Genomic DNA, 22240 nt, shown 5'->3' on the forward strand with positions numbered 1-22240 from the left:
CATTCCCCGCTGATACTTTCATTTCTACGCTCCCCTCCGCCGCAGAGAACCCATCTGCTTGCCAGGCTCCCAGCACATGGCGATGCAATCCGCAATCGCGCTGTTGCGAGGGTTATTTTCGAAAAGACAACATCGGCGACAAGCCGTCATACTCTGTCTCTTAATTGAGACGGACGTTCCGACAACGCAATCGGAAAACCTGGCCAGGCACCAGACCGATGCATCGCCGTCCGCCCCGTCTTTTTCGACGCCAATTTCCGCGTTGTTCCACGCGCGGATCACGTGGAGCGTATTTTGTAATGAGTTACACCCCTGACGTTCCGTTCGCTCACGACAAGGCTGATTCCGGCGCCTTCGTGGGCGGCGCGCCAGCGTTTCGCCAACTGGTCCGCATGATCGATCGGGTTGCCCCCACCGATCATCCCTTGCTCATTTTTGGGCCGACCGGTTCAGGCAAGGAACTGGTCGCTCGCCGTGTGCACGCACACAGCCTGCGCCAGGATCAACCCTTCGTCGACGTCAACTGCGGCGCGATTCCAGAGAACCTCGTCGAAGCCGAATTGTTCGGGCACGTTAAAGGCGCCTTCACCGGCGCGGGCGAAAACCGCCAGGGACTTTTGCAGCAGGTCGGCAAGGGCACGCTGCTGCTCGATGAAATCGGCGAACTGCCGCTCGCGCTGCAACCCAAACTGCTGCGCGTACTCGAAACGCGAACTTTCCGCCCGATTGGGTCGTCCACCAGTCTGCACTTCGCAGGACGCGTGGTGGCCTCGACCCACCGCGACCTGCGCGAACTCGCACGCGAAGGGCTCTTCCGCGAAGACCTCTTCTACCGGCTCGCGGTCTTCGTGCTTGCCGTGCCCGGACTCGAACAGCGCGTCGAGGACATCCCCGCGCTTGTCACCCACTTCGCGTCGCAGCACACGCGTCGTCTGGAGTTTTCGCCGGCCGCCGTCCGCCGGCTTGCCCAGCACGCATGGCCGGGCCACATCCGGCAATTGCGCAACCTGATCAGCCAGTTGAGCGTGCTCGCCGAAAACACGAACATCGACGTCGACTCGCTCGAGCCGTTTCTCGCCAACGAAACCGGCGGACCGGTGTCGCGCGCCAGCCTCGCCGACATGCTGCTGCAACTCGAAGGGCGCGACAAACTCGCCGCCGCCGAAGACCTTTTGATCGACCGCGCGCTCGAACGGACCGGGCACAACAAGAGTGCGGCGGCCACCCTGCTGGGTGTGGGCCGCAAGACAATCGAGCGGCGTCTGAAGTCGCGCGAGGAACATCACCGGGAAGCGCGCAAGTGTCTCGAACATGCGAGCGCGCTGATCGAGGAATCGAAGTTCGCCGAAGCCATTCCGCCGTTGCGCCGCTGCCTCGACCTGCTACAGACGCCCCATGAACAGGAGGCCGCGCGTCGTCTTCAGTTCGATGCCTACCGCTTGCTCGGCATGAGCCTGCGTAGCGTGCACGGGTGGCTGTACGCGGAGGCCACCGCCTGCTACGCCGCCGCGCTGGCCATCGGCGAAGGCGTCTGCACGCCCGCCGAAATCGCCGCGATCCAATTCGGCGTCTGGACCACGCAGTTGACGACGCTCCAACTCAAACAGGCGCGTGCAACCGCGCAAAACATGCTGGAGCGCGCGCAGAACGGCGGTGACCGGGTCTCACTCGACGAAGCTCACGTCGCGATGACCAACACCCTCTTCTGGCTCGGCGACAGCGAGGAAGCCCTCGCCTGTCTCGCGCGCGGCAACCTGCTCGGCGTGACGCGCGACGACACCCGTACGGGCTCGCAAGGGATCGATCTCGCCAGTCTCGCGTTGACTTTCGAAGGACTCGCGGCCTACCAGATCGGCGCATTCGTGCAGGCGCGGCGCGCCATGGAGATGTTGATCCTGCGTTCATCGGACCCCGGCGCGCACGCGTTCGCTCATGCTGTCAACCTGCAGGGCGCCGCCTGGCTCGCCTGCCTGTTCGAAGACATGGACCGGCTGGGGCACCTCGCGAGCGAACTCGAGTCGGTCTCGATCGCGAACGGCTTCGCGTTCTACCGGGGCGTCGGGCAGGTCCTTCGCGCATGCCACCTCAGTGCGCTCGGCCATTCCGACGAAGCGGAAACTGTCATGCTCGACGGCTACGATAACCACGTCGTTTGCAACGGCGGTGCGCTGTTCTATTCCTTCATGGCATGGCAGCACGGCGAGCTGCTGCTGCGCGCCGGCCGTGCGAAAACGTGCGAGGCGATGCTCGCCGGCGCGATCGACGAGACCCTCGCCCGTCAGGAACGGGTCTACCTGGGCGAACTCCTGGTCACCCGGGCGCGCGCGCAGTGGGCACTCGGCGAGTTGAACGCTGCGGAACTGGGTCTGCGTACCGCGTTGTCCACTGCGCTCGCGTTCGGCTCGGTGCCGGCGCGCGTGGACGCCGCGCGTTACCTCGCCGATCTGCTGCGCGCCACCGGCCGCATCGCCGAAGCAATCGACATCCTCGAGCGCGGTTTGCGCTCGCTGACGACTGATTCGACCACGCGTGTCACCAGCGCCATGAGTTTGCTCGCCGAACTTCAGCGCGAAGTTTCTATCGACGTCTACACGAAAGGAATAACAAATGGCATATGAGTTACGCCGGGAAGACCTGGAACCGCTGCTACTGGGCGCCGCGTTCTTTGGCAGCAGTAAATGGTCCTTCAACGTGCCCGGAATAGCCAAATGGACGAAATCGTCCAATTTCAGGAAAACGTATGGACGGGATTGTCCAATGTCGCTGCTGAAATGTTCCACTGTTTCCGCCACCATGCGGCTTTGCAGCATGGCACGGTCATTGCATATATAGATTTGATATCTGCCACCGCCTGATAAAAACAACCCACCGAGGCGGTAGCAGTGCCCAGAACGTGCAATAAACCTGCCCGACAAGCTGGGGAACCCGGGGGACCAAAAAAAGATCGCGCGCTGCAATGTGTTCGACGCACCGACGTCCGGCGACGTCCCGCTTGTTTCTGGATCGCCGGCATCGCTGATCGAGGGATCGCCGTAAGTCATCACGATCCTGCGGTTAGTGATCCGAACCATGCTCGACGCGCGATCGACGCCAACGATACCAACTCGCTGGCGGGGGATTGAGAGAGGGCTGTGCTGTTGTTGTAGCTGCAACTGTTGTGTGTCGGCACGTGGCAACCGAATACTTCCATAGAGAAGATCGTTGCAATGCGTAACGCCGACATGGTGGAATCCGCCTGGCTATGCATCAGGCAGACCGCTGCGAGGTTCGGCCGTCGTTGCCTCCCTTTGCGTGGACAAGCAGCGGCGGCCCGCCCTTTTTACTTGCCTGCGTCAATCGCGGCACATCGACCGATCCTGCGTGAAGCACTCTGCGGCACTCGCGCACCCGGCCACCCGGCCACCCCACGGATTTTTCTGGATAGCCAGGTAAGCGGTCTTTTTTGCATTGCATTACCGCGCAGATCCACTGCACGGACGAGAATCTACTTTAGAAGCCCTGAGCGGTGTCAGATAGTTAGCGGCGTCGCGAACGGACCAGACTGGCCATCCACGGGGAAATCGGACAATGCACCACCATCTTTTCGAAAGCGAACTCGTTCATCTTGAACGCGTAGTCGCATGCGCGCCGCAAAAACCTTTTCCGCCGACCTACTGGCGCGATCGCGTCGAACATCTGAAAAATTCTCCGCAGGCGCCGATGTATCGCCACCGTATTGCCCGCCTCTCCCGCCTTGTCGGCGAATTGCACGGATAGGTCAACCCAGCGTCCTGATCGAATTGCTAATGCCACGCGCGCAATCGATCACCGCGGGGGCGAGGCGCTGCTCGGCATCGGCTAGCGTCCAGCGACTGGTCGGCGCGACCACGTGCACCGACGCCACAGGTCTTCTTTCACCGTCCAGCACGGGCGCCGCAATCGTCATGTCGCCGATGAACAGTTCCTCACGGTTCGACGTATAGCCCCTGCGGCGCGCCTCCGCGAGCAGCGCCTCGATGTCGCCGATATCCGTCACCGTGTACTGCGTATGCGCGACACGGTCGTTCGCCTCGAGCAGCGCGCGCACTTCGTCGTCCGGCAGCGCGCTCAGATAGGCGCGGCCCGAGGCGGTGCAGTACATCGGAATACGGCTGCCTATCGGCATGTGAATCGGCACGAATTTCATGCAGACAAAACGCGCGACGTACAGCATCTCGGCGCCGTCCGGTTCGGTCAGGCTGGTTGTCTCTCCGGTCACGTTCGTGAGTTCGGAGAGGAACGGGTTGGCCACGTCGATGAGCGTGTCCGCCGCGAGGTAGTTGAAGCCAATCTGCACGACGCGCGGGGTGAGTTGATAGCGCTTCGTGCGCGGATGTTTGCGCACGTAGCCGAGCTTCTCCAGCGTGTAGATCATCCGTTGCGCCGAACTCTTCGTGATCGAAGTCGCCTCGGCCACTTCCGGCAGGCTCATGGTCCGACGTTGCGCGCTGAACGCGCGCAACACCGCGATGCCCTTTTCCAGCGATTGATTGAAAAGCGCGTCCGCCGCTTCTCCCGGCGCTTCGCTCTCGCTTGCCTGCTCCACCCCTTTGCCGCTCATGGAAATACCCAATGGTGATCGTGATGCATTGACGTTAGCATATCGTATATCGATACGCAAATAATGTTAGTCGATATTTTTGACTCGAATATGATGAAGTCAAACCAGTCACCGATTCCTCAATCGTAGTCCGTCACCGTCGTGGAGAATCTCATGATCCAGTTAGTCAAGCGCATCGCCGGCGCAGCCGTCGCGCTGTTGGTCCTCGCAGCAACGCCGGCCATGGCGGCCGCCGAGCCGGAGTACACGGTCGGCGCGACGGCCACCGGCGTGCCGTTCACCTTCCTCGACGTGAAGAGCAATTCGATCCAGGGTCTGCTGGTCGATGCGATCACCGCAACCGGCAAGGCCGCCGGTTTCGACGTGAAGGTGGAACAGACCACCTTCTCCGCGCTGATCCCGTCGCTCACCACGAAGAAGATCGACGTGATCTCCGCCGCCATGCTGAAGACGCCGGCCCGCGAGCAGGTCGTCGACTTCTCCGACACGGTCTATTCGTATGGCGAAGGTCTGATCGTGCGCGCCGACGACAAGGGCAAGTACACGTCGATGGACGACCTCAAGGGCGAAGTGGTCGGCGCGCAAGTGGGCACGGCCTTCGTCGACGCGCTGAACAAGAAAGGCATCTTCAAGGAGGTGCGCACGTACGACTCGGTCGCCGACATCATGCGCGACGTCGCGCTCGGCCGTATCAAGGCTGGCTTCGGCGATCATCCGATCATCGCGTACCAGTTGCAGAAGAACCCGAACCCGCAGTTGCGCCTCGTCGACGGTTATCAGCCGAGCGTGAAGGGTCAACTGTGCTTCGTGGTGCGCAAGGGCGATAACGCAACGCTGGAGAAGCTGAACGCCGGTATCCGCAAGATCAAGGCAGACGGCACGCTCACGCAGATCATCAAGAAGTGGCAGGTGGAATGAAGCGGCTCGCTTCCTGAGGAGATCACGTCATGTTCATCCAGAATGCGCTCGACTTCCTGCCGATCCTGCTGAAAGGCGCGGTCGTCACCGTCGAGATCACCTTCTGTGCGTTCGTTCTCAGTACGCTCCTCGGCCTCGTGCTGGCGCTGATGCGCGTGTCGTCGAACAAGGTGCTCTCGAACGCGGCGGCCACGTTCATCAACGTGATTCGCGGCCTGCCGATCATCGTGCAGCTGTTCTACATCTACTTCGTGCTGCCCGATCTCGGCGTGCAGTTGAGCGCGTTCCAGGCGGGTTTCATCGGGCTGGGTGTTGCCTACTCGGCGTATCAGGCGGAGAACTTTCGCGCCGGCATCCAGGCAATCGACCACGGCCAGATCGAAGCCGCGCAATCCATCGGCATGCGTGGCGCGCTGATCATGCGTCGCGTGATCCTGCCGCAAGCGTTTCGAATCGCGCTGCCGCCGTATGGCAACACGCTCGTGATGATGCTGAAGGACTCGTCGCTGGCCTCGACCATCACCGTCGCGGAAATGACGCGCGCCGGCCAGTTGATAGCGTCGTCGACGTTCCAGAACATGACGGTATTCACGCTCGTCGCGCTGCTCTATCTCGCGCTCAGCCTGCCGCTCGTCTACGGCTTGCGGCGCCTCGAGCGCCGTCTCGGTCAGAAGGGAAAGCGATGATCGAAGTTCAATCCATTCACAAGCGCTTCCACGATCAGGAAGTGCTCAAGGGTGTCAGCCTCAACGTCGAAGCCGGCCAGGTCGTCTGTCTGATTGGACCCTCGGGCTCGGGCAAGTCGACGCTCCTGCGTTGCATCAACGGCCTCGAAACCTACGACGCAGGCACGATCGCCGTCGAAGGCGTGCGCGTCGACGCCAGGTCGAAGCACATCCATGAGTTGCGCACGCAGGTCGGCATGGTGTTTCAGCGCTTCAATCTGTTTCCGCATCGCACGGCGCTGGAGAACGTTTGCGAAGGGCCGCTCTATGTGAAAAAGGAAGCCGGTGATGCGGCGCGCGAGAAAGCGCGGCATCTGCTCGACAAGGTTGGCCTCGCGCACCGGATGGACGCGTATCCAGCGGAACTCTCGGGCGGCCAGCAACAGCGCGTCGCCATTGCGCGTGCTCTGGCGATGGAGCCGAAAGCGATTCTGTTCGACGAACCGACTTCCGCGCTCGATCCGGAACTCGTCGGCGAAGTGCTCGGCGTAATGCGGCAACTCGCGAACGACGGCATGACGATGATTGTTGTCACGCACGAGATGGGCTTCGCGCGCGAGGTGGCCGATCGCGTGTGCTTTCTGTACGACGGCACCATTTGCGAGGAAGGCGCGGCAGCCGATCTGCTCGAGCGGCCCTCTCATCCGCGCACGCGCGATTTTCTGCGCCGCATGATCACGCCCACGTCGAATGGAATCGCTCAATGAAGTCAGTAGAAGCCGGCCAGCCGTTGCCGCCGTCGCTCTGGGCTGCCACCGCTGAGGCCGCGGTGCGCACGCCGCCTCTCGATGCATCGAAGCGTGTCCAGGTGGCTATTGTGGGCGCGGGTTACACGGGTTTATCCACGGCGCTGCATTTGAGCGAACTCGGCATGGACGTCTGCGTGATCGATGCGAACGAGCCGGGCTGGGGCGCATCGGGACGCAATGGTGGACAGGTGATTCCGGGTCTCAAGTACGACCCCGACGAGCTCATGCGCCGTTTCGGCCCGGACGACGGCGACGCGCTCGTCAGGATGGCGGGCGGCGCAGCCGAGACGGTGTTCGATCTGATCGAGCGCCACGATATTGCATGCGATGCGACACGCGCCGGCTGGATTCAGCCCACGCATTCGACCAGGCTGCTCGATACGCTGCATGCGCGTGCGCGCCAGTGGGAATCGCGTGGCGCGCGCGTCGAGTTGCTCGATCGCGCGCAGATTGCGCAGCGGCTTGGAACGGATGCGTTTGTCGGGGGATGGGTGGACCGCCGCGCGGGCAGCGTGCAACCGCTCAGCTACGCGCGGGGACTTGCGCGCGCTGCCCTCGCGCGTGGCGTGGCGATTCACGGCGCGACGGTCGCGAACCGCCTCGAACAGCGCGCCGATGGATGGCGCATTCACACGGCTCAAGGACCGACCATCGACGCGAGTCAGGTCCTGCTTGCAACCAACGGATACAGCGATTCGCTGTGGCCGGGGATCGCGCAGTCGGTGATCGCGGCGAACAGCTTCATCGTGGCGACGAAGCCGCTGGCCGCGAGGATCAGCGCAAGCATCCTGCCCGGGCGCGAAGTGGCGTCGGATTCGCGGCGCTTGCTGCTGTACTTCCGGCGCGACAGCGAAGGCCGCCTGTTGATCGGCGGCCGCGGACCTTTTCGCGAACCACGCGGCGCGGCGGACTGGGCACACCTCGAACGTGCGGCCAGATTGTTGTACCCGCAACTGGCGGAAGTCGAGTACGAGTATCGCTGGGCCGGGCGCATCGCCATCACGCGGGATTTCCTGCCGCATGTTCACCTGCCCACACCGGGGCTGACGATCGCGCTGGGCTACAACGGCCGCGGCATCGCGATGGCAACGACGCTCGGCAAACACCTCGCCGCGCATCTGGCAGGCGCGACGCGTGGACTGCCGTTGCCGCCGACATCAATCCGACGGATCCCGCTGCATGCGCTTCAGCGCTTTTATATCAGCGCCGGGGTTGCGTGGTATGGGTTGCTCGATGCGATGAGTTAGCCCTCTATACGATTCCTTGAGCCACCATCGCCAGCAGCAACCGTTCTGCGCCGATGCCAAAACCCGCACCTTCCCGATACGCCCCACCGCCGACGATCTGCTGTTGCGCGCCGAGTTCGGTGCAGCGCATCTCGAAGCCCATGCCGTTCAGGTAATAGCTAAGACCGCGTCGAGCCGAACTGTCGATTTCGTAGCGCAGTCCGAAGGAATCCAGAAAACCCGCCACGATCTCCTGACTGCGCACGTTGGCCCGTTGCGGATCCGGGCAAAGATATTCGAAGCCGAGTTGCGAGAATTCGCGGTAACGGCCTGCCTGAGGCCGCTCATACCGATAGCACCGCGCGACGTAGAACACCATGCGCTCCGTTTGCCGTCCCAGCAATTCCTTGCAGCGCTCCTGGAACAGCGCTGTCGCTTCCGGGATCAGACAGCAGGGTCTGCCTTTCTTGTCCGGGAAAGCCCACATCTGCCCGATGACCTCACTGCCACCGGCTTTCTGGATGAAGGTGTCTTGTCCCCACAGCGCAGGAACGATCGCCTCCTCTGCCCCGGCTTCAATGAAGGTAGCTCCGGAAGCGATTTTCGAGTGCACGAATCTGCGCGGCTTCGGTTCCGACGATAAAACGGGTTCCACGGATCATGGTCATGTCTGGTCCTCTTGTGCGTAGAAATAAAAAAAGGCGCCCTGGGGGCGCCTTGGTCGTTGGTGCACGAAACGGGATCAGTAAAGTCCCGATTCCCTGCTATGGACGTAACGAACCACGGCGCAACTGCATGCGACCGTGATGGTGGTAAAAGATGAACAGTACGTTACGGGATTCCATGGAGGGCATAGTCGCACATCGATTTAATTTTGGGAACACATCGCCACGCTCCCCTCAATGCCGCCACGATCCATGCGGCAACTCGACGTCCCGCTGCGCCGCCGCCAATCCTTCAACGATGCCCGCGCGATCCAGCGCAATGCAATAGACCGGCTTCGCACGCTCGAAGCGCCAACTGTCGGTGAGCGCACCGGCATCGACTGGATCGAAGCCGAACTGATCGAGAAGCCCGCGCACGACGTGCTTGGCCTGCTCGTCATCGCTCGCGAACGGCAATGCCCGGCGGTTCGGCGCATCGGCAGGCTTGCCGTCCGTTTCGAGGTCCCTCGCCAGAATCGCGTTGAAGGCCTTGACCACCTTCGCGCCAGGCAACGCGGCGGCCAGCATCTGACTGGTGGTCGTCGAGCGACTGTCGAGCGCCTCGATGTGGCCGTCGCGGTCGGGATAGTAGTTGCACGTGTCGATCACGATCTTGCCGTCGAGTGCCGCAACCGGCAGCGCGCCAATGTTGCTGAACGGCACGGTCACCACCACCACGTCGCCGAACTTCGCCGCCTCTTCAGCCGTGCCGAGCGCGCAGCCAAGCGCCGCGGCCGTACTGATCAAAGTTCGCGGATCACGGGAATTACTGATCATGACTTCGTGACCATGGATCTTCGCGACGGTCGCCATCGCGCGGCCGAGAAAGCCGGCGCCGAGAATGCCTATCTTCATGTTTCACACTCCATGTTTATCCGCGGAGCACTCGGTTGAGCGTCCGCCCATCGGTGAGAAGCACTATGATTCAAAACTTCAATCGGATAAACAGGCGTAGTTTGATGACTGTCGAAACCAGCAGTGGTGAATCATGGACCGCTTGACCAGCATGGCCGTGTTCGTGAAAACCGCCGACAGCGGCTCGTTCGCCGCGGCTGCGCTCGCCTTCGGCATCTCCGCGCAGATGGCCGGCAAGCATGTCAGTACGCTGGAGGAGCGCGTTGGCGCGCGTTTGCTTAACCGGACCACGCGCCGCCAGAGCCTCACGGAGATCGGCCAGATTTTCTACGAACGCTGCAAGGCACTGCTGGCGGATGCCGACGCGGCCGAATCGGTCGCGCAGGAGCTGTCTGCCTCGCCGCGCGGGCGTCTGCGCATCACCGCGCCAGTGACCTTCGGCACCTGCTGTCTCGCGCCGATGATCACGCGCTACCTGAAGGCCAATCCCGAGGTACGGGTCGAGTTGGCGCTGACCGACCGCTTCGTCGATCTGATCGACGAAGGCTATGAAGCCGCGATCCGTCTCGGCTCGCTGTCGGATTCGTCGTTGATCGCCCGACAGTTGATGCCGTACCGGCTGATTGCCTGCGCGTCGCCTGACTACCTGGCCGAGCGCGGCGAGCCGCAGACGCCGCAAGCGCTGGCGGAGCACGAGTGCCTGAGCTTCGTCTATACGAGCCTGCCGGTTCAAACCGAATGGCATTTCGCCGATGCCCAGGGCGAACACGTGGTGCCGATCTCAGGCCGCTTTCAGGCCAACGACGTGAAAGCGCTGCTGGCCGCGGCCCTCAATGGCGGCGGCGTGATCCTCGCGCCCGAAGTGGCGGTGAAGGACGAACTCGCCGCGGGCCGGCTGGTACGCCTGCTGAACGGCTACGAAGCACCCGCGCGACCCATGCATCTGGTGTTTCCGGCCAGCCGCGCCACCCCGAAATTGCGCGCGTTTATCGATCAGGTGGTGGCCGAATTCGGGCCGCACGCCGCGTGAAATGGGCAGCCGGGTACATCCGGAAGACGGCCTGCGCCACCCGCCAATCTCCACCCATTAGCCGCTAGAATTCCCGCCTTTGCCCGCGTCGAGCGCGCGACAAGGCAAAATACCGGTTTTGCGCGCGCAAAACGCGCCGCGAATCCGGATGAATCAGACCTCGGCGGCAGGCTTGCCGCCGACCCTCGCAATGACGCATGACGACGGCCCAGCACGCCAATCAGGCACGCCGGGCTCGTCGCTTGCGGCGCAGCCAGGACAGCTCGTCCTTTAACAGAGCCCCTCAGGAGCATTCATGACCGATTCGAACCCGTCTTTCCTCGGCAGGATTTCACTTGCCGTCAGTACGTTTTTCAGCATCCTCGGCGATGGCGAATTCGCCGCCGGGGTGCTGCGTCTGCGTAACGGCGACGCAGGTGGCGTCGCTGCCGCGAGCGCTGCACCCGCACCCACGCCCGCTCCTGCCGCGGCACCGGCTCCAGCCCCGCAACCGGCGCCCACGCTGAAAGAAGCGAGCCCGGACGCCGCACTCCAACTGCTTGGCCTGCTGCAACGCGACGCGCGCTTCATCGATTTCGTCGAAGAAGATATCAAGGCCTATAGCGACGCCGACATCGGCGCCGCCGCCCGCCTCGTGCACGACGGCTGCCGCACGACGCTGCGCGAGCATTTCACGATCCGTCCGGTGCGCGACGAAGCCGAAGGCAGCCGCGTGACGCTGGCCGAAGGTTTCGACGCCACCTCGATTCGCCTGACCGGCAATGTGGTCGGCAAGGCGCCGTTTAACGGCAGCATCAGCCACCGCGGCTGGCGTGTCGACGAAGTGCGTCTGCCGAAGCTGACCGACAGCCATAACGCCAAGGTAATCGCACCGGCCGAGGTGGAGCTATGAGCGACGCACGCTTTTCAATCGGTATCGATCTAGGCACCACGCACTGCGCGCTGTCCTACGTGGACACCACGGCCAGCGATGGTGAAAAGACCGCCCAAGGCGTGCTGCCGGTCGCTCAACTTACCGGTCCCGGCGCGATCGACAACCTCGATCTGCTGCCCTCGTTCCTCTACCTGCCGCATCCGGACGAACTCGCCTCCGGCGACCTGTACCTCCCGTGGACCGGCCAGCGCGAATTCGCAGTCGGCGAGTTCGCCCGCAGCCGCGGCGCGGCCACGCCGATTCGGCTCGTGTCGAGCGCCAAGAGCTGGCTGTGCCATCCCGGCGTCGATCGTCGCGCGGCGATTCTGCCGAACGACGCGCCGCCTGAAGTCGCTCGCGTGTCGCCGCTCGAAAGCTCGGTGCGCTATCTGACGCACCTGCGCGAAGCGTGGGATCACGCGCATCCGGACGCACCGTTCAGCCAGCAAGACATCACGGTAACGATCCCTGCATCGTTCGATCCGGCCGCACGCGAGTTGACCGCCGAAGCAGCGGAAGCCGCCGGTTACGGACGTATGACGTTGCTCGAAGAACCGCAAGCCGCGCTCTATAGCTGGATTCAGAAGAGCGGCGGCCAATGGCGCAAGCAGGTCAAGGTCGGCGACATCATTCTCGTGGTCGATGTCGGCGGCGGCACGACCGACCTCTCGCTGATCGCCGTGATCGAGCGCGAAGGCAATCTCGAACTGCATCGCGTCGCGGTCGGCGAACACATTCTGCTCGGCGGCGACAACATGGACCTCGCGCTTGCCCACGTGGTCGCGCGCAAACTTGCCGCGCAGGGTACCCAGGCCGACGCGTGGCAACTGCGCGCCCTCACCTATGCCTGCCGCTCGGCGAAGGAAACGCTGCTCAGCGATCCGTCGACCGATACCGTACCGCTCGTCGTACCGAGCCGCGGTTCGAAGCTGATCGGCGGTTCGATTCGCACCGAACTCACGCGTGCGGAGTTGACCCAGACGATCCTCGAAGGCTTTTTCCCGCAGGTGGATAGCGCGGCGCGTCCGGTGAGCCGCGCGCGTGCCGGTCTGACGCAACTCGGCCTGCCGTATGCGCAGGACGCGGGCATCACGCGGCATCTGGCGGCCTTCCTTGGCCGTCAGGTGGGCGCGCTGGCCGAACTCGAAGGCTTGCGCGATATCGTCACGACGGAAGGCGCGACTTTCCTGCACCCCACTGCAGTGCTCTTCAACGGCGGCGTGTTCAAGTCGCCGCTGCTGGTCGAGCGGATCATGGGCACGCTCAATGGCTGGCTCGGTGCCGAAGGTGCGCCGCAGGCACGCCTGCTCGAAGGCGCGGATCTCGATCTCGCCGTCGCGCGCGGCGCGGCTTATTACGGCTATGTACGGCGCGGCCAGGGCGTGCGTATTCGTGGCGGCACCGCACGCGCGTACTACATCGCCATCGAATCGGCGATGCCCGCCGTCCCCGGTCTCGAGCCGCCGGTGCAGGCGCTGTGCGTCGCGCCGTTCGGCATGGAGGAAGGTACGGACGCCGAACTGCCGGCGCAGGAGTTCGGCCTGGTCGTCGGCGAGCCGGTGCACTTCCGTTTCTTCGGATCGTCGGTGCGTCGTCAGGATCAGGTCGGCACGCTGCTCGACTTCTGGGGGCCCGAGGAGTTGCAGGAACTGGAGGAAATCCAGGCGACGCTGCCGTTCGCCGGCCGCACCGCTGGTGAAGTCGTGCCGGTGAAGCTGCGTGCGCGCGTGACGGAAGCCGGCACGCTCGAACTCGAAGCCGTGCCGCGCGGCACCGACGAACGCTGGAAGGTCGAGTTCGACGTGCGCGGCAACGCCAATGCATGACTGAAGTGAAGCTGAAGCGCTACAGCGTCGGCATCGATCTCGGCACCAGTAACACGGTGCTGGCCTATGCTGCGGCAGGCTCGCAGGAGATTCGCGTCTTCGAGATCGATCAGTTGGTGAGTCTCGGCGAAGTCTCCTCACGGCCGCTGCTGCCTTCGGTGCGGTATCACGCGGCGCCGGGCGAGCTGAGTGCGGGCGATTTGCAGTTGCCGTGGAGCGCGCCTGACGGTTCGATCGATAAAGCTGTCGAAAATCAGCAGGATCCGCCAGTAGTAATCGGGAGGCTCGCGCGTGCGCTCGGCGGCCAGGTGCCGGGACGGCTGGTGGCGAGTGCGAAAAGCTGGCTGTCGCACGCGTCGGTGGACCGGGTCGCGCCGATCCTGCCGTGGGGCGCCGCGGACGATGTCCGCAAGGTCTCGCCGGTCGAAGCCAGCGCGAGCTATCTGGCGCACGTGCGGGCGGCCTGGAATCAACGCTTTCCCGACGCGCCACTCGAAGCGCAAGACATCGTGCTGACGGTGCCCGCTTCTTTCGACGAAGGCGCACGAGCGCTGACGGTGGAAGCAGCGCGGATGGCGGGCCTGCCCACATTAAGGCTGCTCGAAGAACCGCAGGCCGCGTTCTACGACTGGCTGTTTCATCATCGCGAAAGCCTTGCGACCGAACTGGCGGACACGCGACTCGTACTGATCTGCGACGTGGGCGGCGGCACCACCGACCTCACGCTGATTGAAGTCCGCATGCGTGACGGCGAGCCGGAGCTCACGCGTATCGGTGTGGGCAACCATCTGATGCTCGGCGGCGACAACATGGATCTCGCGCTCGCGCATCGCGTCGAGGCGCGTTTGCCTCAAGCGGGCAACGAGCGCACGCGTCTATCGGCGGCGAGCCTCTCGCAACTGGTCGAGCGTTGCCGCGGCGCGAAGGAACAACTGCTCGGCCCAGACGCGCCGGAGTCGGCTTCGATCACGCTGCTCGGCGCAGGCTCGAAGCTGATCGGCGGCGCGCGCACGGCGCAGGTCACGCGCGAGGAAGTCGAGCAGATCATCGTCGACGGATTCTTTCCGGCGGTGGCATCGAACGAACGGCCGGGCAGGCCGCGCGGCGCGATTGTCGAGTTCGGCCTGCCCTATGCCACCGATGCGGCGGTCACGCGTCATATCGCGGCGTTTCTGAATCGCTTCGCGGCGCAGTCGCGTAAGGCGCTGGGTTCGGCTACTGATTCCTCCGCGCTTCCCTCCGGTGCGGGCGAAGCTCAGGACGAGCCGTTGCCGGTGCCCGACACGCTGTTACTGAACGGCGGCGTGTTCCGCGCTGAAGCACTCGCGCAACGCCTGTCCAGCACTTTGGGCACGTGGCGCGGCGAACCGCTCAACGTTCTGCACAACGACAATCCCGACGTCGCCGTGGCGCGCGGCGCGGTCGCTTATGCCCTCGCGCGCGCTGGCCAGGCGCCGAAAATCGGTGGCGGCTCGGCACGCAGTTACTTCCTCGTTCTCGACGAAACCGGCGATGACGAACGAGACGCCGAACCGGCGCAACGCGGCATCTGCCTGCTGCCGCGCGGCACCGAAGAAGGCCACGAAATCCGGATCGAAGACCGAACATTCGCGCTGCGCCTCGGGCACCCTGTGCGATTTCACCTGGCCTCTTCAAGCGCGGATACGATCTATCAACCAGGCGAGATGGCCGACCTTGCACAAGGCGATTTCGTTCGGCTGCCACCTATTGCGACGATCGTGCAACAGCGCGGCGCGAGCACGACGCGCGGCGAAACCGCGGTACAGATCGCAACCTCTCTCACGGAAGTGGGCACGCTCGAAGTCCACTGCATCGAGCTCGACAATCCGGCGCAGCGCTGGCTGTTCGAATTCCAGTTGCGCCGCGAAGATGCTCAGGTGAACCTGGCGGCGGATGCGTCACAAGCCCGGCACCCCGCGCTCGACCAGGCGATCGACCATATCGACCGCTGCTTCGGCACACGCGCGCAAAACGTCGACCCGAAAGAAATCAAACGCCTGCGCTCGCAACTCGAACAACTGCTCGGCCCGCGCGAAGGTTGGAACAGCGCGCTGCTGCGTGAACTGTTCGGCGCGCTGTGGGAGCGTGCGCGGCGCCGGCGGCGCTCGGCGGACCACGAACGCTTGTGGCTGAATCTCGCAGGCTATTGCGTGCGGCCCGGCTTCGGCTATCCGCTCGACGAATGGCGTGTGGAGCAACTCTGGTCGCTCTTCGACGACGGCATCCAGTACGTCAACGAAAGCCAGGTGTGGTCGGAATGGTGGACGCTATGGCGCCGCGCGGCGGGCGGGCTCGACGAAAGCGCGCAACTACGCGTGCTCGACGCGATGGCCTATCTGCAAACGGCCGCGCAATCGCGTCACAAACTGCCCTTCGACGTGTCGAAAACCGGCTTCACCGACATGGTCAGGCTAAGCGCGTCGCTCGAACGCATTCCGGTCGAACGCAAGATCGAGCTCGGCGAATCCGTGCTCACGCGCTTGAAGAAACCCGCGGAAAATCATCAGAGCTGGTGGGCGGTCGGGCGCATCGGTGCGCGGCGGCCGTTCTATGGCAGCGCGCATAGCGTCGTGCCGCCGGACATCGCGGCGCTTTGGCTGAACACGATCCTCGCGCTCGACTGGAAGAAGGTCGACCCCGCAGCGTTCGCCGCCGTGCAGATCGCCCGCATGACCGGCGACCGCTCGCGCGACCTGCCCGAAGACTTGCGCCATACCGTGGTGCGCAAACTCGAAGCGGCCAATGCGCCGCGCGCGTGGATCACGATGGTCGGCGAGACCGTGGAACTCGATGACGCCGACGAAGGCCGGGTGTTCGGAGAATCGCTGCCTGCGGGGCTGAAGCTGATAACTGCAACGCCATGAGCGAGCGCCAGGGTGCGGGCACTGCGCGAAGGTCAGTTGACGAACTGCAGTGCCCCACCGGGTCCGGCCACGACGTGACGGCACCAGTCCACAGGACCGCCTTCTTTGGTGGACCAGTCTTCGGTCAGGCAGTAGCGGCCGTCATTGGAAATCGACCAGTGTCCGGATGTCTTCTGCACGCCCTGCTTGCCGCCTGGTCGGGGCATGCGCGTGATCGTGGCGCTGCCGTCTTCGTTATTGGTCCAGTTCCTGACTCGTCCGCTGTCGTTCGTGCGCTCCATCGTCGAGCCTGGCACCGCCTTCGCCAGTGCTTCTTTGGTCATGGGCGTCTGGTCATCGGCCATTGAAACCGCCGACGCCAGGGTGAGAACCAGCAGTGTGGATCTGCCAAGCGCGTTCATAGGCCGCCTCCGCTTGCACCGGTTAGCGACGCCGTCCGGCTAAACCGGCCGGGTCGTCTGTGTGGACTGCAGTGCATTATCGCGCCGCTATGATCCGACGGGAACCGCACCGTCGTCAGCGAGCTTCCGTATAGACCCGTCCCCGCGCGAGGCGGCCTGCCCTAAGCCATCGTCACCAGATTCCTGCCGTCGTGTTTTGAGCGATACAGCGCCCGGTCCGCGCTCGCGAAGCCCTCGCGATGCGCCAGCCGCGACCCCTCGGTCATGCGCGTCAACGAGGCGCCGACGCTCACCGTCACCATGCCGAGCGGCGAGGCGCGATGTTCGATCGCCAGATCCTCGACGCCCTGCCGCAGCGCTTCGAGTGTGTCTTCAAGCGCCACCGGCTCCGCTCGCAGCACCAGCAGGCCGAACTCCTCGCCACCCATGCGCCCGGCGATGATGCGCTCGCCATCGGCCGCCGCCTGCATCACCGAAGCCACCTTGCGCAAACAATGGTCGCCCGCCTGGTGGCCGTAGGTATCGTTGTACTGTTTGAACCAGTCGACGTCGACCACCACCGAGCCCATCACGTCGCCCTCGCGTGCGTCTTTCCACTTGCGCGCGATGCTTTCCAGCAGGAAGCGGCGGTTGTACAACTGGGTGAGCGGGTCGATCGCGGTGGCCGTGCGCATTTTCAGATCGTTTTCGATCATCGCGCGCAGGTGGTAAAACACGCCGCGTTGCGACGCATCCAGGCGGCCGGGTGCCGGGTCCATCGCGCACAGGGCGCCGACGATCTCGCCGTTCGGCGCGCGCAGTGCAATCGCCGCGTAAAAGCGCACGAAGGGATGGCGCTGCACCAGCATGCATTCACCGAAACGGGTGTCGTCGTGGGCATCCTCGATGACGAACAACTCCGCGTCGCGCACCGCGTAGTCGGCCAGCGAACGAGCGCGGGTCACGAGCGGCATCGCCATGCCGACTTCGGCCCGGTAGTGCTGATGCTCCTCGTCGAGCAACGTGATCGCGGTGATCGCCGCGCCGGTTACGCTCTTCAGGATTTCCGCCGCGTGCGTGAAGCATTCGCGCATCACCTGATCGTCATGCAACAACCACTCGATGACCGACGATTCCACCTCGGGTTCGCCAGCGGCGGACGGATCAACCAACATCCTGCTGGACAGACGATCGTTACTGTAAGCGAGTTGCACGGCTGGGTTCCCGGAAGTGACTAGCTCGTGTCAACGGCATCTGCATTCGAAACTTGAGCGGTAGGAAGCTGATTCATTCAGCAGACAATTGCAACCTGCGATCGCGTAATCCGGATCTTCTGCGGTGCAGCCGAACGCCTTTGTGCCTCGCATTCGCTTAAGGCCGCTCGCCTCGCGCCAACCGCGCATCGATGTCACGCACCACCGGCATCAGATCCGCCACGCTATCGATCACATAGTGCGCCCCGGCGGCCTGCAACTTCTGGATCGCCACCTTGCGCCGCCATGCGAATTCATCCGGCGCCAATGCCTTGACGTCGTCCTCAGCCATACCGAAGGCATTGCCGCTGACGGCAACACCCACCGCCCACGTGCCGCCGTTGATCCCTTCCTCGATACCGACCTCGGTGTCGTCGACCTTGATCGCATCCTTCGCACGCCACACACCCAATTCCGGCAGCGTCTTGTAGATCATGTACGGCGACGGACGCCCTTCCGGCGTGTCACCCGTACACACGATGCTATCCGGCGAAAAACCCTGGGCCGCCGCGCCCGGCACGATCTCGGCCATGATTTCGCGCGTATAGCCGGTGGTCGTGCCGATCCGGATGTCGTCGCTACGCAGCGCGCTCGTCACTTCCGCCACGCCCGGAATCACCGAACTGTAGCTCGCGGCCACCGCGATATTCTTCGGCACGAAGACGTCGTACACGGCGTCGATGTCCGCTTCGCCCGGCTTGTGGCCGTACTTGTCGGCCCATGCTTGCGACACGCGCGGCAAGGCCATCAGCGCCGCGATATGCGGACGCTTGGCCATGCCCATCGGGCCACGTGCTTCGTCGATCGTGATCGACACGCCGAACTGCTCGAACGTCTCGACAAACGCACCCATCGGCGCCAACGAACCATAATCGACCACCGTGCCGGCCCAGTCGAAAATCACTGCTTTTACGTGTTTCATTTACTTCGATTCTCTGGAGGTTGTAAGGCTCGCGCGACGTGCCGCGCGTTTGTATTCCGCACTCAAGCCGCGCTGCTCAAGCCGCTTCGGCCAAAGTCTTGCGCTCTTCGAGCGCCGCCGCAGGCGGCGCGGCATGCGCGACGCCCATCGCTTGCAGCGACTGCGCGCAGGCCCGCACCACGCGGTGCATCACGCGCTCATCCACCTGACCGATGCAACCGATGCGGAAGCTGTCCACCACCGTCAGCTTGCCCGGATAGATGATGAAACCCTGCTTCTTCATCAATTCATAGAAGTGCTCGAATTTGAACGACGGATGCGCCGGCGCAAAAAACGTCACGATGATCGGCGAGCGCCAACGCGCGTTCAGCAGCGGCTCGAAGCCGAGTTCCTGCATGCCCGCGACCAGCACGTCGCGATTGTTCGCGTAACGCGCGAGACGCCCGGCCTGGCCGCCTTCGAGCTTGTGCAGACGCAATGCTTCGATAAACGCGGCGACGGTATGCGTCGGCGGCGTGAAGCGCCATTGGCCGGTGCGGTTCATCACGTCCCACTGGTCGTACACATCGAGCGAGAGCGAATGACTACGGCCCTTGGCCTCCTGCAACGCACGCTTGCGAGCGATCACGAAGCCGAAACCGGGCACGCCTTCGATGCATTTGTTCGCCGACGAGACAAACGCCTCGCAAGGAATCTGACGCACATCGAGCGGCACCGCGCCGAATGCGCTCATCGAGTCGATCAGCAGCTTGCGACCTTTTTTAGCGGTGGTGGCGGCGATTTCTTCGATTGGATTGAGAATCCCGGAGCTCGTTTCACAATGCACCGCGACCACGTGCGTGATGCGCGGATCGGCGTCCAGCATGCTTTCGACTTCGGCGCCGCGCGGCGGCAGGTAGTCGCCCTTGTCGAGCACCGTGCAGGCACGGCCGAGATAGCCGAGGGTGGTTGCGATGCGCTTGCCGTAGGCGCCGTTGGCCAGAACCAGGGCGTGGCCGTCGCGCGGAATCAGGCTGCCGAGCATGGCTTCGACGCAATAGCTGCCGCTGCCCTGAAGCGGTACGCAGTCGTACTCGCCGTCGCTGTCGCCGGCAATGTCCAGCAGGCTGCGGCGCAGTTGAGCGGTCATCGCACGGAAGTCGCCGTCCCACGAACCCCAGTCGCGCAGCATCGCTTCCTTGGTCGAGAGCGCCGTGGTCAGCGGTCCCGGCGTCAACAGATACGGCTCGCCCTGGGCCGGTGCGGCACACATCACGGTTGAAGGCAGTGCGGACACTGTCGGGGAGCTGTCGATCGCGCTTTCCATGGTCGGAATCTCCGATATCGCTGTTGCGGTCATGACACGGTACAGAAAGGCTGTCCATCGGTAAAATCGATATAATCGATGCAGGTATCGTAAAAACTTATCTCTCGATGAGGCAGACGTGCAATACGCGCAATTGCGGGCCTTTCATGCGGTCGCGGAACACGGCGGGTTTTCCAAAGCGGCGCAAGCGCTGTCGCTCACGCAGCCGGCGGTGTCGGATCACGTGAAGCGGCTCGAGCAGGATTACGGCGTCAAATTGTTCGAGCGCGGCCCGCGCGGCGTCGAAACCACCGAACTCGGCCTGCGTCTCTTCACCGTGACGCGGCAGATGCTTAGCTGCGAGCGCGACGCGCGGCAACTGCTCGAATCCGCGGGTGGGCTCGAGTCCGGCTCGCTCTCGCTGGTGGCGGACGCGCCCGATCTGGCCGTCGCGCTGATTGGCGCCTTTCGCAAGCTGCATCCGGGGATCGTCGTAACGCTCTCGATCGCCAATGCCGCGGATTGCATGCAGCGCGTGTTGTCGAGCGCGGTCGACGCCGCCATTACCGCCGCCCCGCAGGTGCACAGCCGGCTCGAGTCACGCGTGCTGCGGCGCGATCCGCTGGTGGCCATGGTGCCGGTGAGCTATCCCGTGGCGAAGAAACGCAAGCTGAGCTACGCGGAACTCGTGCAACAGCCGATGATTTTTCGCGAGCGGCAATCGGTCACTCAGCAATTGCTGGAAATCGAACTGGTGCGCGAGTCGTTGCAGGTCGAACCGGTGATGTACGTGGACGGGCGTGAAGCGCTGGAGGAAGCGGTCGCGCAAGGCATGGGGGTGGGCGTGATCGCGCGCGCCGAATTCAATGAATCGCGGCGGATCAGGATGATTCCGCTTCAGGATTGTCAGGTGCAGATGATCGAATCGCTCACGCGGCTCGCTGAAAGGCCGGGGTCGAATCTGTTGGACGCGTTGTTTGCGGTGGAGCTGACAAGCGCCGCTACTATGGCGGCGCAATGAAACAAAACGCCGCCGGGCAACGATTGCCCGGCGGCGTTTTCATGCGGTTCTGGCGCAGGGGGCGCGTGTCGAGGCAGTGCATGGCATCGCCATACGAACCCACCACTACACGCTGCTCGCCAATCCTTTTACCGCGAACCGCCGCTGGCGATCAGGCTTTCGCCGGTCATCCAGCGCGAGTCGTCGGAGGCAAGGAACACGGTGACGTCGGCGATATCGTCAGGCTGACCGATACGGCCAAGCGGTGTTGTGCTGACCGCCCAGGCCTCGAAGTCCGAGCCGATGAAGCCGGCAGTATGCGTGCCTTCCGTTTCAACCATGCCGGGATTCACAGAGTTGACGCGAATCTTGCGCGGGCCGAGTTCGCGTGCGAGCACGCCGGTGATGGCGTCCACCGCGCCCTTGGTGGCGGTATAGACCGAGCTGCCCGGCGGCGTGATGCGGCTGACGACCGAGCTGACGTTCACGATGCTGCCGCCTTCGCCCAGATGCTTCACCGCCGCTTGCGTGACCAGGAGCAGGCCCAGCACGTTCACGTCGAAGTGCTTGTGGAAGTGCGCTTCGGTGATGTCTTCGATCGGCGCCATCTCATACACGCCGGAATTGTTGACGAGAATGTCGAGGCGGCCATAGGTTTCGACTGCCGCATCGATGATGCCTTTCGCGTCCGCTGCCTTGGAAACATCGCCGCCAACGGCCACTGCTTTGCCGCCCGCTGCGGTGATTGCGGCGACCACGTCGTCTGCGCCGGCCTTGCTGGACGCATAGTTCACCACCACCGATGCGCCTTGCGCCGCCAATGCTTTCGCAATCGCTGCACCGATACCTTTCGATGCGCCCGTTACAACCGCAACCTTACCTGTGAGTTTGCTCATGATCGTTTCCTTTGGATGGAGTTCGCGCCGGCGTCGCTGTCGCGAAGATTCGCGGGATGGACGCCGATGAAGCGGGACATGCAGTGGCGCTGTC

General features: G+C 63.6%; 19 protein-coding genes. 11 read left to right on the top strand and 8 right to left on the bottom strand.

What is annotated here, in order from left to right:
• Positions 1–299 precede the first annotated feature (299 nt).
• Complete coding sequence (locus tag M0D67_RS26125; protein ID WP_266240319.1) at positions 300–2618, top strand: sigma-54 dependent transcriptional regulator; 2319 nt, start codon at positions 300–302, stop codon at positions 2616–2618.
• Between the two features lie 90 nt (positions 2619–2708).
• A complete protein-coding gene (locus M0D67_RS26130) occupies positions 2709–2855 on the top strand; it encodes a hypothetical protein (RefSeq protein ID WP_171927305.1) in 147 nt (48 codons plus the stop codon).
• A 902-nt stretch (positions 2856–3757) separates the two neighbouring features.
• Here the strand turns inward: M0D67_RS26130 and M0D67_RS26135 are convergent.
• Complete coding sequence (locus M0D67_RS26135; RefSeq protein WP_266240320.1) at positions 3758–4579, bottom strand: IclR family transcriptional regulator; 822 nt, start codon at positions 4577–4579, stop codon at positions 3758–3760.
• A 153-nt stretch (positions 4580–4732) separates the two neighbouring features.
• Between M0D67_RS26135 and M0D67_RS26140 the strand changes: the two genes are divergently transcribed.
• Genes M0D67_RS26140 through M0D67_RS26155 form a run of 4 tightly spaced genes read left to right on the top strand, consistent with a single transcriptional unit; the run spans position 4733 to position 8218 of the window.
• On the top strand, positions 4733–5497 hold the full coding sequence (locus M0D67_RS26140) for an ABC transporter substrate-binding protein (RefSeq protein ID WP_054041519.1): 765 nt from the start codon (positions 4733–4735) through the stop codon (positions 5495–5497).
• Positions 5498–5526: 29 nt separating this feature from the next.
• Positions 5527–6183: an amino acid ABC transporter permease gene (locus M0D67_RS26145; protein ID WP_266240321.1), complete on the top strand. Its 657-nt coding sequence runs from the start codon at positions 5527–5529 to the stop codon at positions 6181–6183.
• The gene (locus tag M0D67_RS26150; protein WP_266240322.1) at positions 6180–6929 is read left to right on the top strand and encodes an amino acid ABC transporter ATP-binding protein; all 750 of its coding nucleotides are present in this window, start codon (positions 6180–6182) and stop codon (positions 6927–6929) included. The genes M0D67_RS26145 and M0D67_RS26150 overlap by 4 nt, the downstream gene beginning before the upstream one ends.
• Positions 6926–8218, top strand: coding sequence for an FAD-binding oxidoreductase (locus M0D67_RS26155; RefSeq protein ID WP_266240323.1), 1293 nt, complete (start codon positions 6926–6928; stop codon positions 8216–8218). Before M0D67_RS26150 ends, M0D67_RS26155 begins: the two co-directional genes overlap by 4 nt.
• A gap of 4 nt (positions 8219–8222) precedes the next feature.
• On the opposite strand, the gene M0D67_RS26160 is transcribed toward M0D67_RS26155, so the two are convergent.
• A complete protein-coding gene (locus tag M0D67_RS26160; protein WP_168435714.1) occupies positions 8223–8810 on the bottom strand; it encodes an ATP phosphoribosyltransferase regulatory subunit in 588 nt (195 codons plus the stop codon).
• 286 nt (positions 8811–9096) lie between these two features.
• Positions 9097–9756: an NADPH-dependent F420 reductase gene (locus M0D67_RS26165; RefSeq protein ID WP_154560774.1), complete on the bottom strand. Its 660-nt coding sequence runs from the start codon at positions 9754–9756 to the stop codon at positions 9097–9099.
• Between the two features lie 133 nt (positions 9757–9889).
• Here M0D67_RS26165 and M0D67_RS26170 point away from each other — a divergent pair, with 133 nt between their 5' ends.
• From M0D67_RS26170 to M0D67_RS26185, 4 genes are all read left to right on the top strand, one after another.
• Entirely contained in the window at positions 9890–10786 is an 897-nt protein-coding gene (locus tag M0D67_RS26170; RefSeq protein ID WP_171927299.1) for a LysR family transcriptional regulator, read from the top strand.
• 295 nt (positions 10787–11081) lie between these two features.
• Complete coding sequence (locus M0D67_RS26175) at positions 11082–11678, top strand: DUF2760 domain-containing protein (RefSeq protein ID WP_154560772.1); 597 nt, start codon at positions 11082–11084, stop codon at positions 11676–11678.
• Entirely contained in the window at positions 11675–13525 is a 1851-nt protein-coding gene (locus M0D67_RS26180) for an Hsp70 family protein (protein ID WP_266240324.1), read from the top strand. The genes M0D67_RS26175 and M0D67_RS26180 overlap by 4 nt, the downstream gene beginning before the upstream one ends.
• The gene (locus M0D67_RS26185) at positions 13522–16410 is read left to right on the top strand and encodes an Hsp70 family protein (RefSeq protein ID WP_266240325.1); all 2889 of its coding nucleotides are present in this window, start codon (positions 13522–13524) and stop codon (positions 16408–16410) included. The genes M0D67_RS26180 and M0D67_RS26185 overlap by 4 nt, the downstream gene beginning before the upstream one ends.
• Before the next feature lie 32 nt (positions 16411–16442).
• On the opposite strand, the gene M0D67_RS26190 is transcribed toward M0D67_RS26185, so the two are convergent.
• The 4 genes from M0D67_RS26190 to M0D67_RS26205 all read right to left on the bottom strand — a co-directional run bounded on the left by M0D67_RS26190 (position 16443) and on the right by M0D67_RS26205 (position 20271).
• Positions 16443–16811 carry a DUF995 domain-containing protein gene (locus M0D67_RS26190; protein ID WP_266240326.1) on the bottom strand — a complete coding sequence of 123 codons (369 nt, stop codon included), beginning with the start codon at positions 16809–16811 and terminating at the stop codon, positions 16443–16445.
• A 161-nt stretch (positions 16812–16972) separates the two neighbouring features.
• Positions 16973–18004 carry a diguanylate cyclase gene (locus M0D67_RS26195; RefSeq protein WP_266240327.1) on the bottom strand — a complete coding sequence of 344 codons (1032 nt, stop codon included), beginning with the start codon at positions 18002–18004 and terminating at the stop codon, positions 16973–16975.
• A 157-nt stretch (positions 18005–18161) separates the two neighbouring features.
• Positions 18162–18965 (bottom strand): phosphonoacetaldehyde hydrolase, encoded by an 804-nt coding sequence (gene phnX / locus M0D67_RS26200; RefSeq protein ID WP_154560769.1) that lies wholly within the window; start codon positions 18963–18965, stop codon positions 18162–18164.
• A gap of 76 nt (positions 18966–19041) precedes the next feature.
• Positions 19042–20271 (bottom strand): 2-aminoethylphosphonate--pyruvate transaminase, encoded by a 1230-nt coding sequence (locus M0D67_RS26205; RefSeq protein WP_171927295.1) that lies wholly within the window; start codon positions 20269–20271, stop codon positions 19042–19044.
• 118 nt (positions 20272–20389) lie between these two features.
• On the opposite strand from M0D67_RS26205, the gene M0D67_RS26210 reads away from it, so the two are divergent.
• Complete coding sequence (locus M0D67_RS26210) at positions 20390–21271, top strand: LysR substrate-binding domain-containing protein (RefSeq protein ID WP_171927294.1); 882 nt, start codon at positions 20390–20392, stop codon at positions 21269–21271.
• 128 nt (positions 21272–21399) lie between these two features.
• On the opposite strand, the gene M0D67_RS26215 is transcribed toward M0D67_RS26210, so the two are convergent.
• Positions 21400–22146 (bottom strand): glucose 1-dehydrogenase, encoded by a 747-nt coding sequence (locus M0D67_RS26215; protein WP_171927293.1) that lies wholly within the window; start codon positions 22144–22146, stop codon positions 21400–21402.
• Positions 22147–22240 lie beyond the last annotated feature (94 nt).

The sequence above is a fragment of the Paraburkholderia sp. SECH4 genome (assembly GCF_030511745.1).
GTDB classification, from domain to species: Bacteria; Pseudomonadota; Gammaproteobacteria; order Burkholderiales; family Burkholderiaceae; genus Paraburkholderia; species Paraburkholderia madseniana.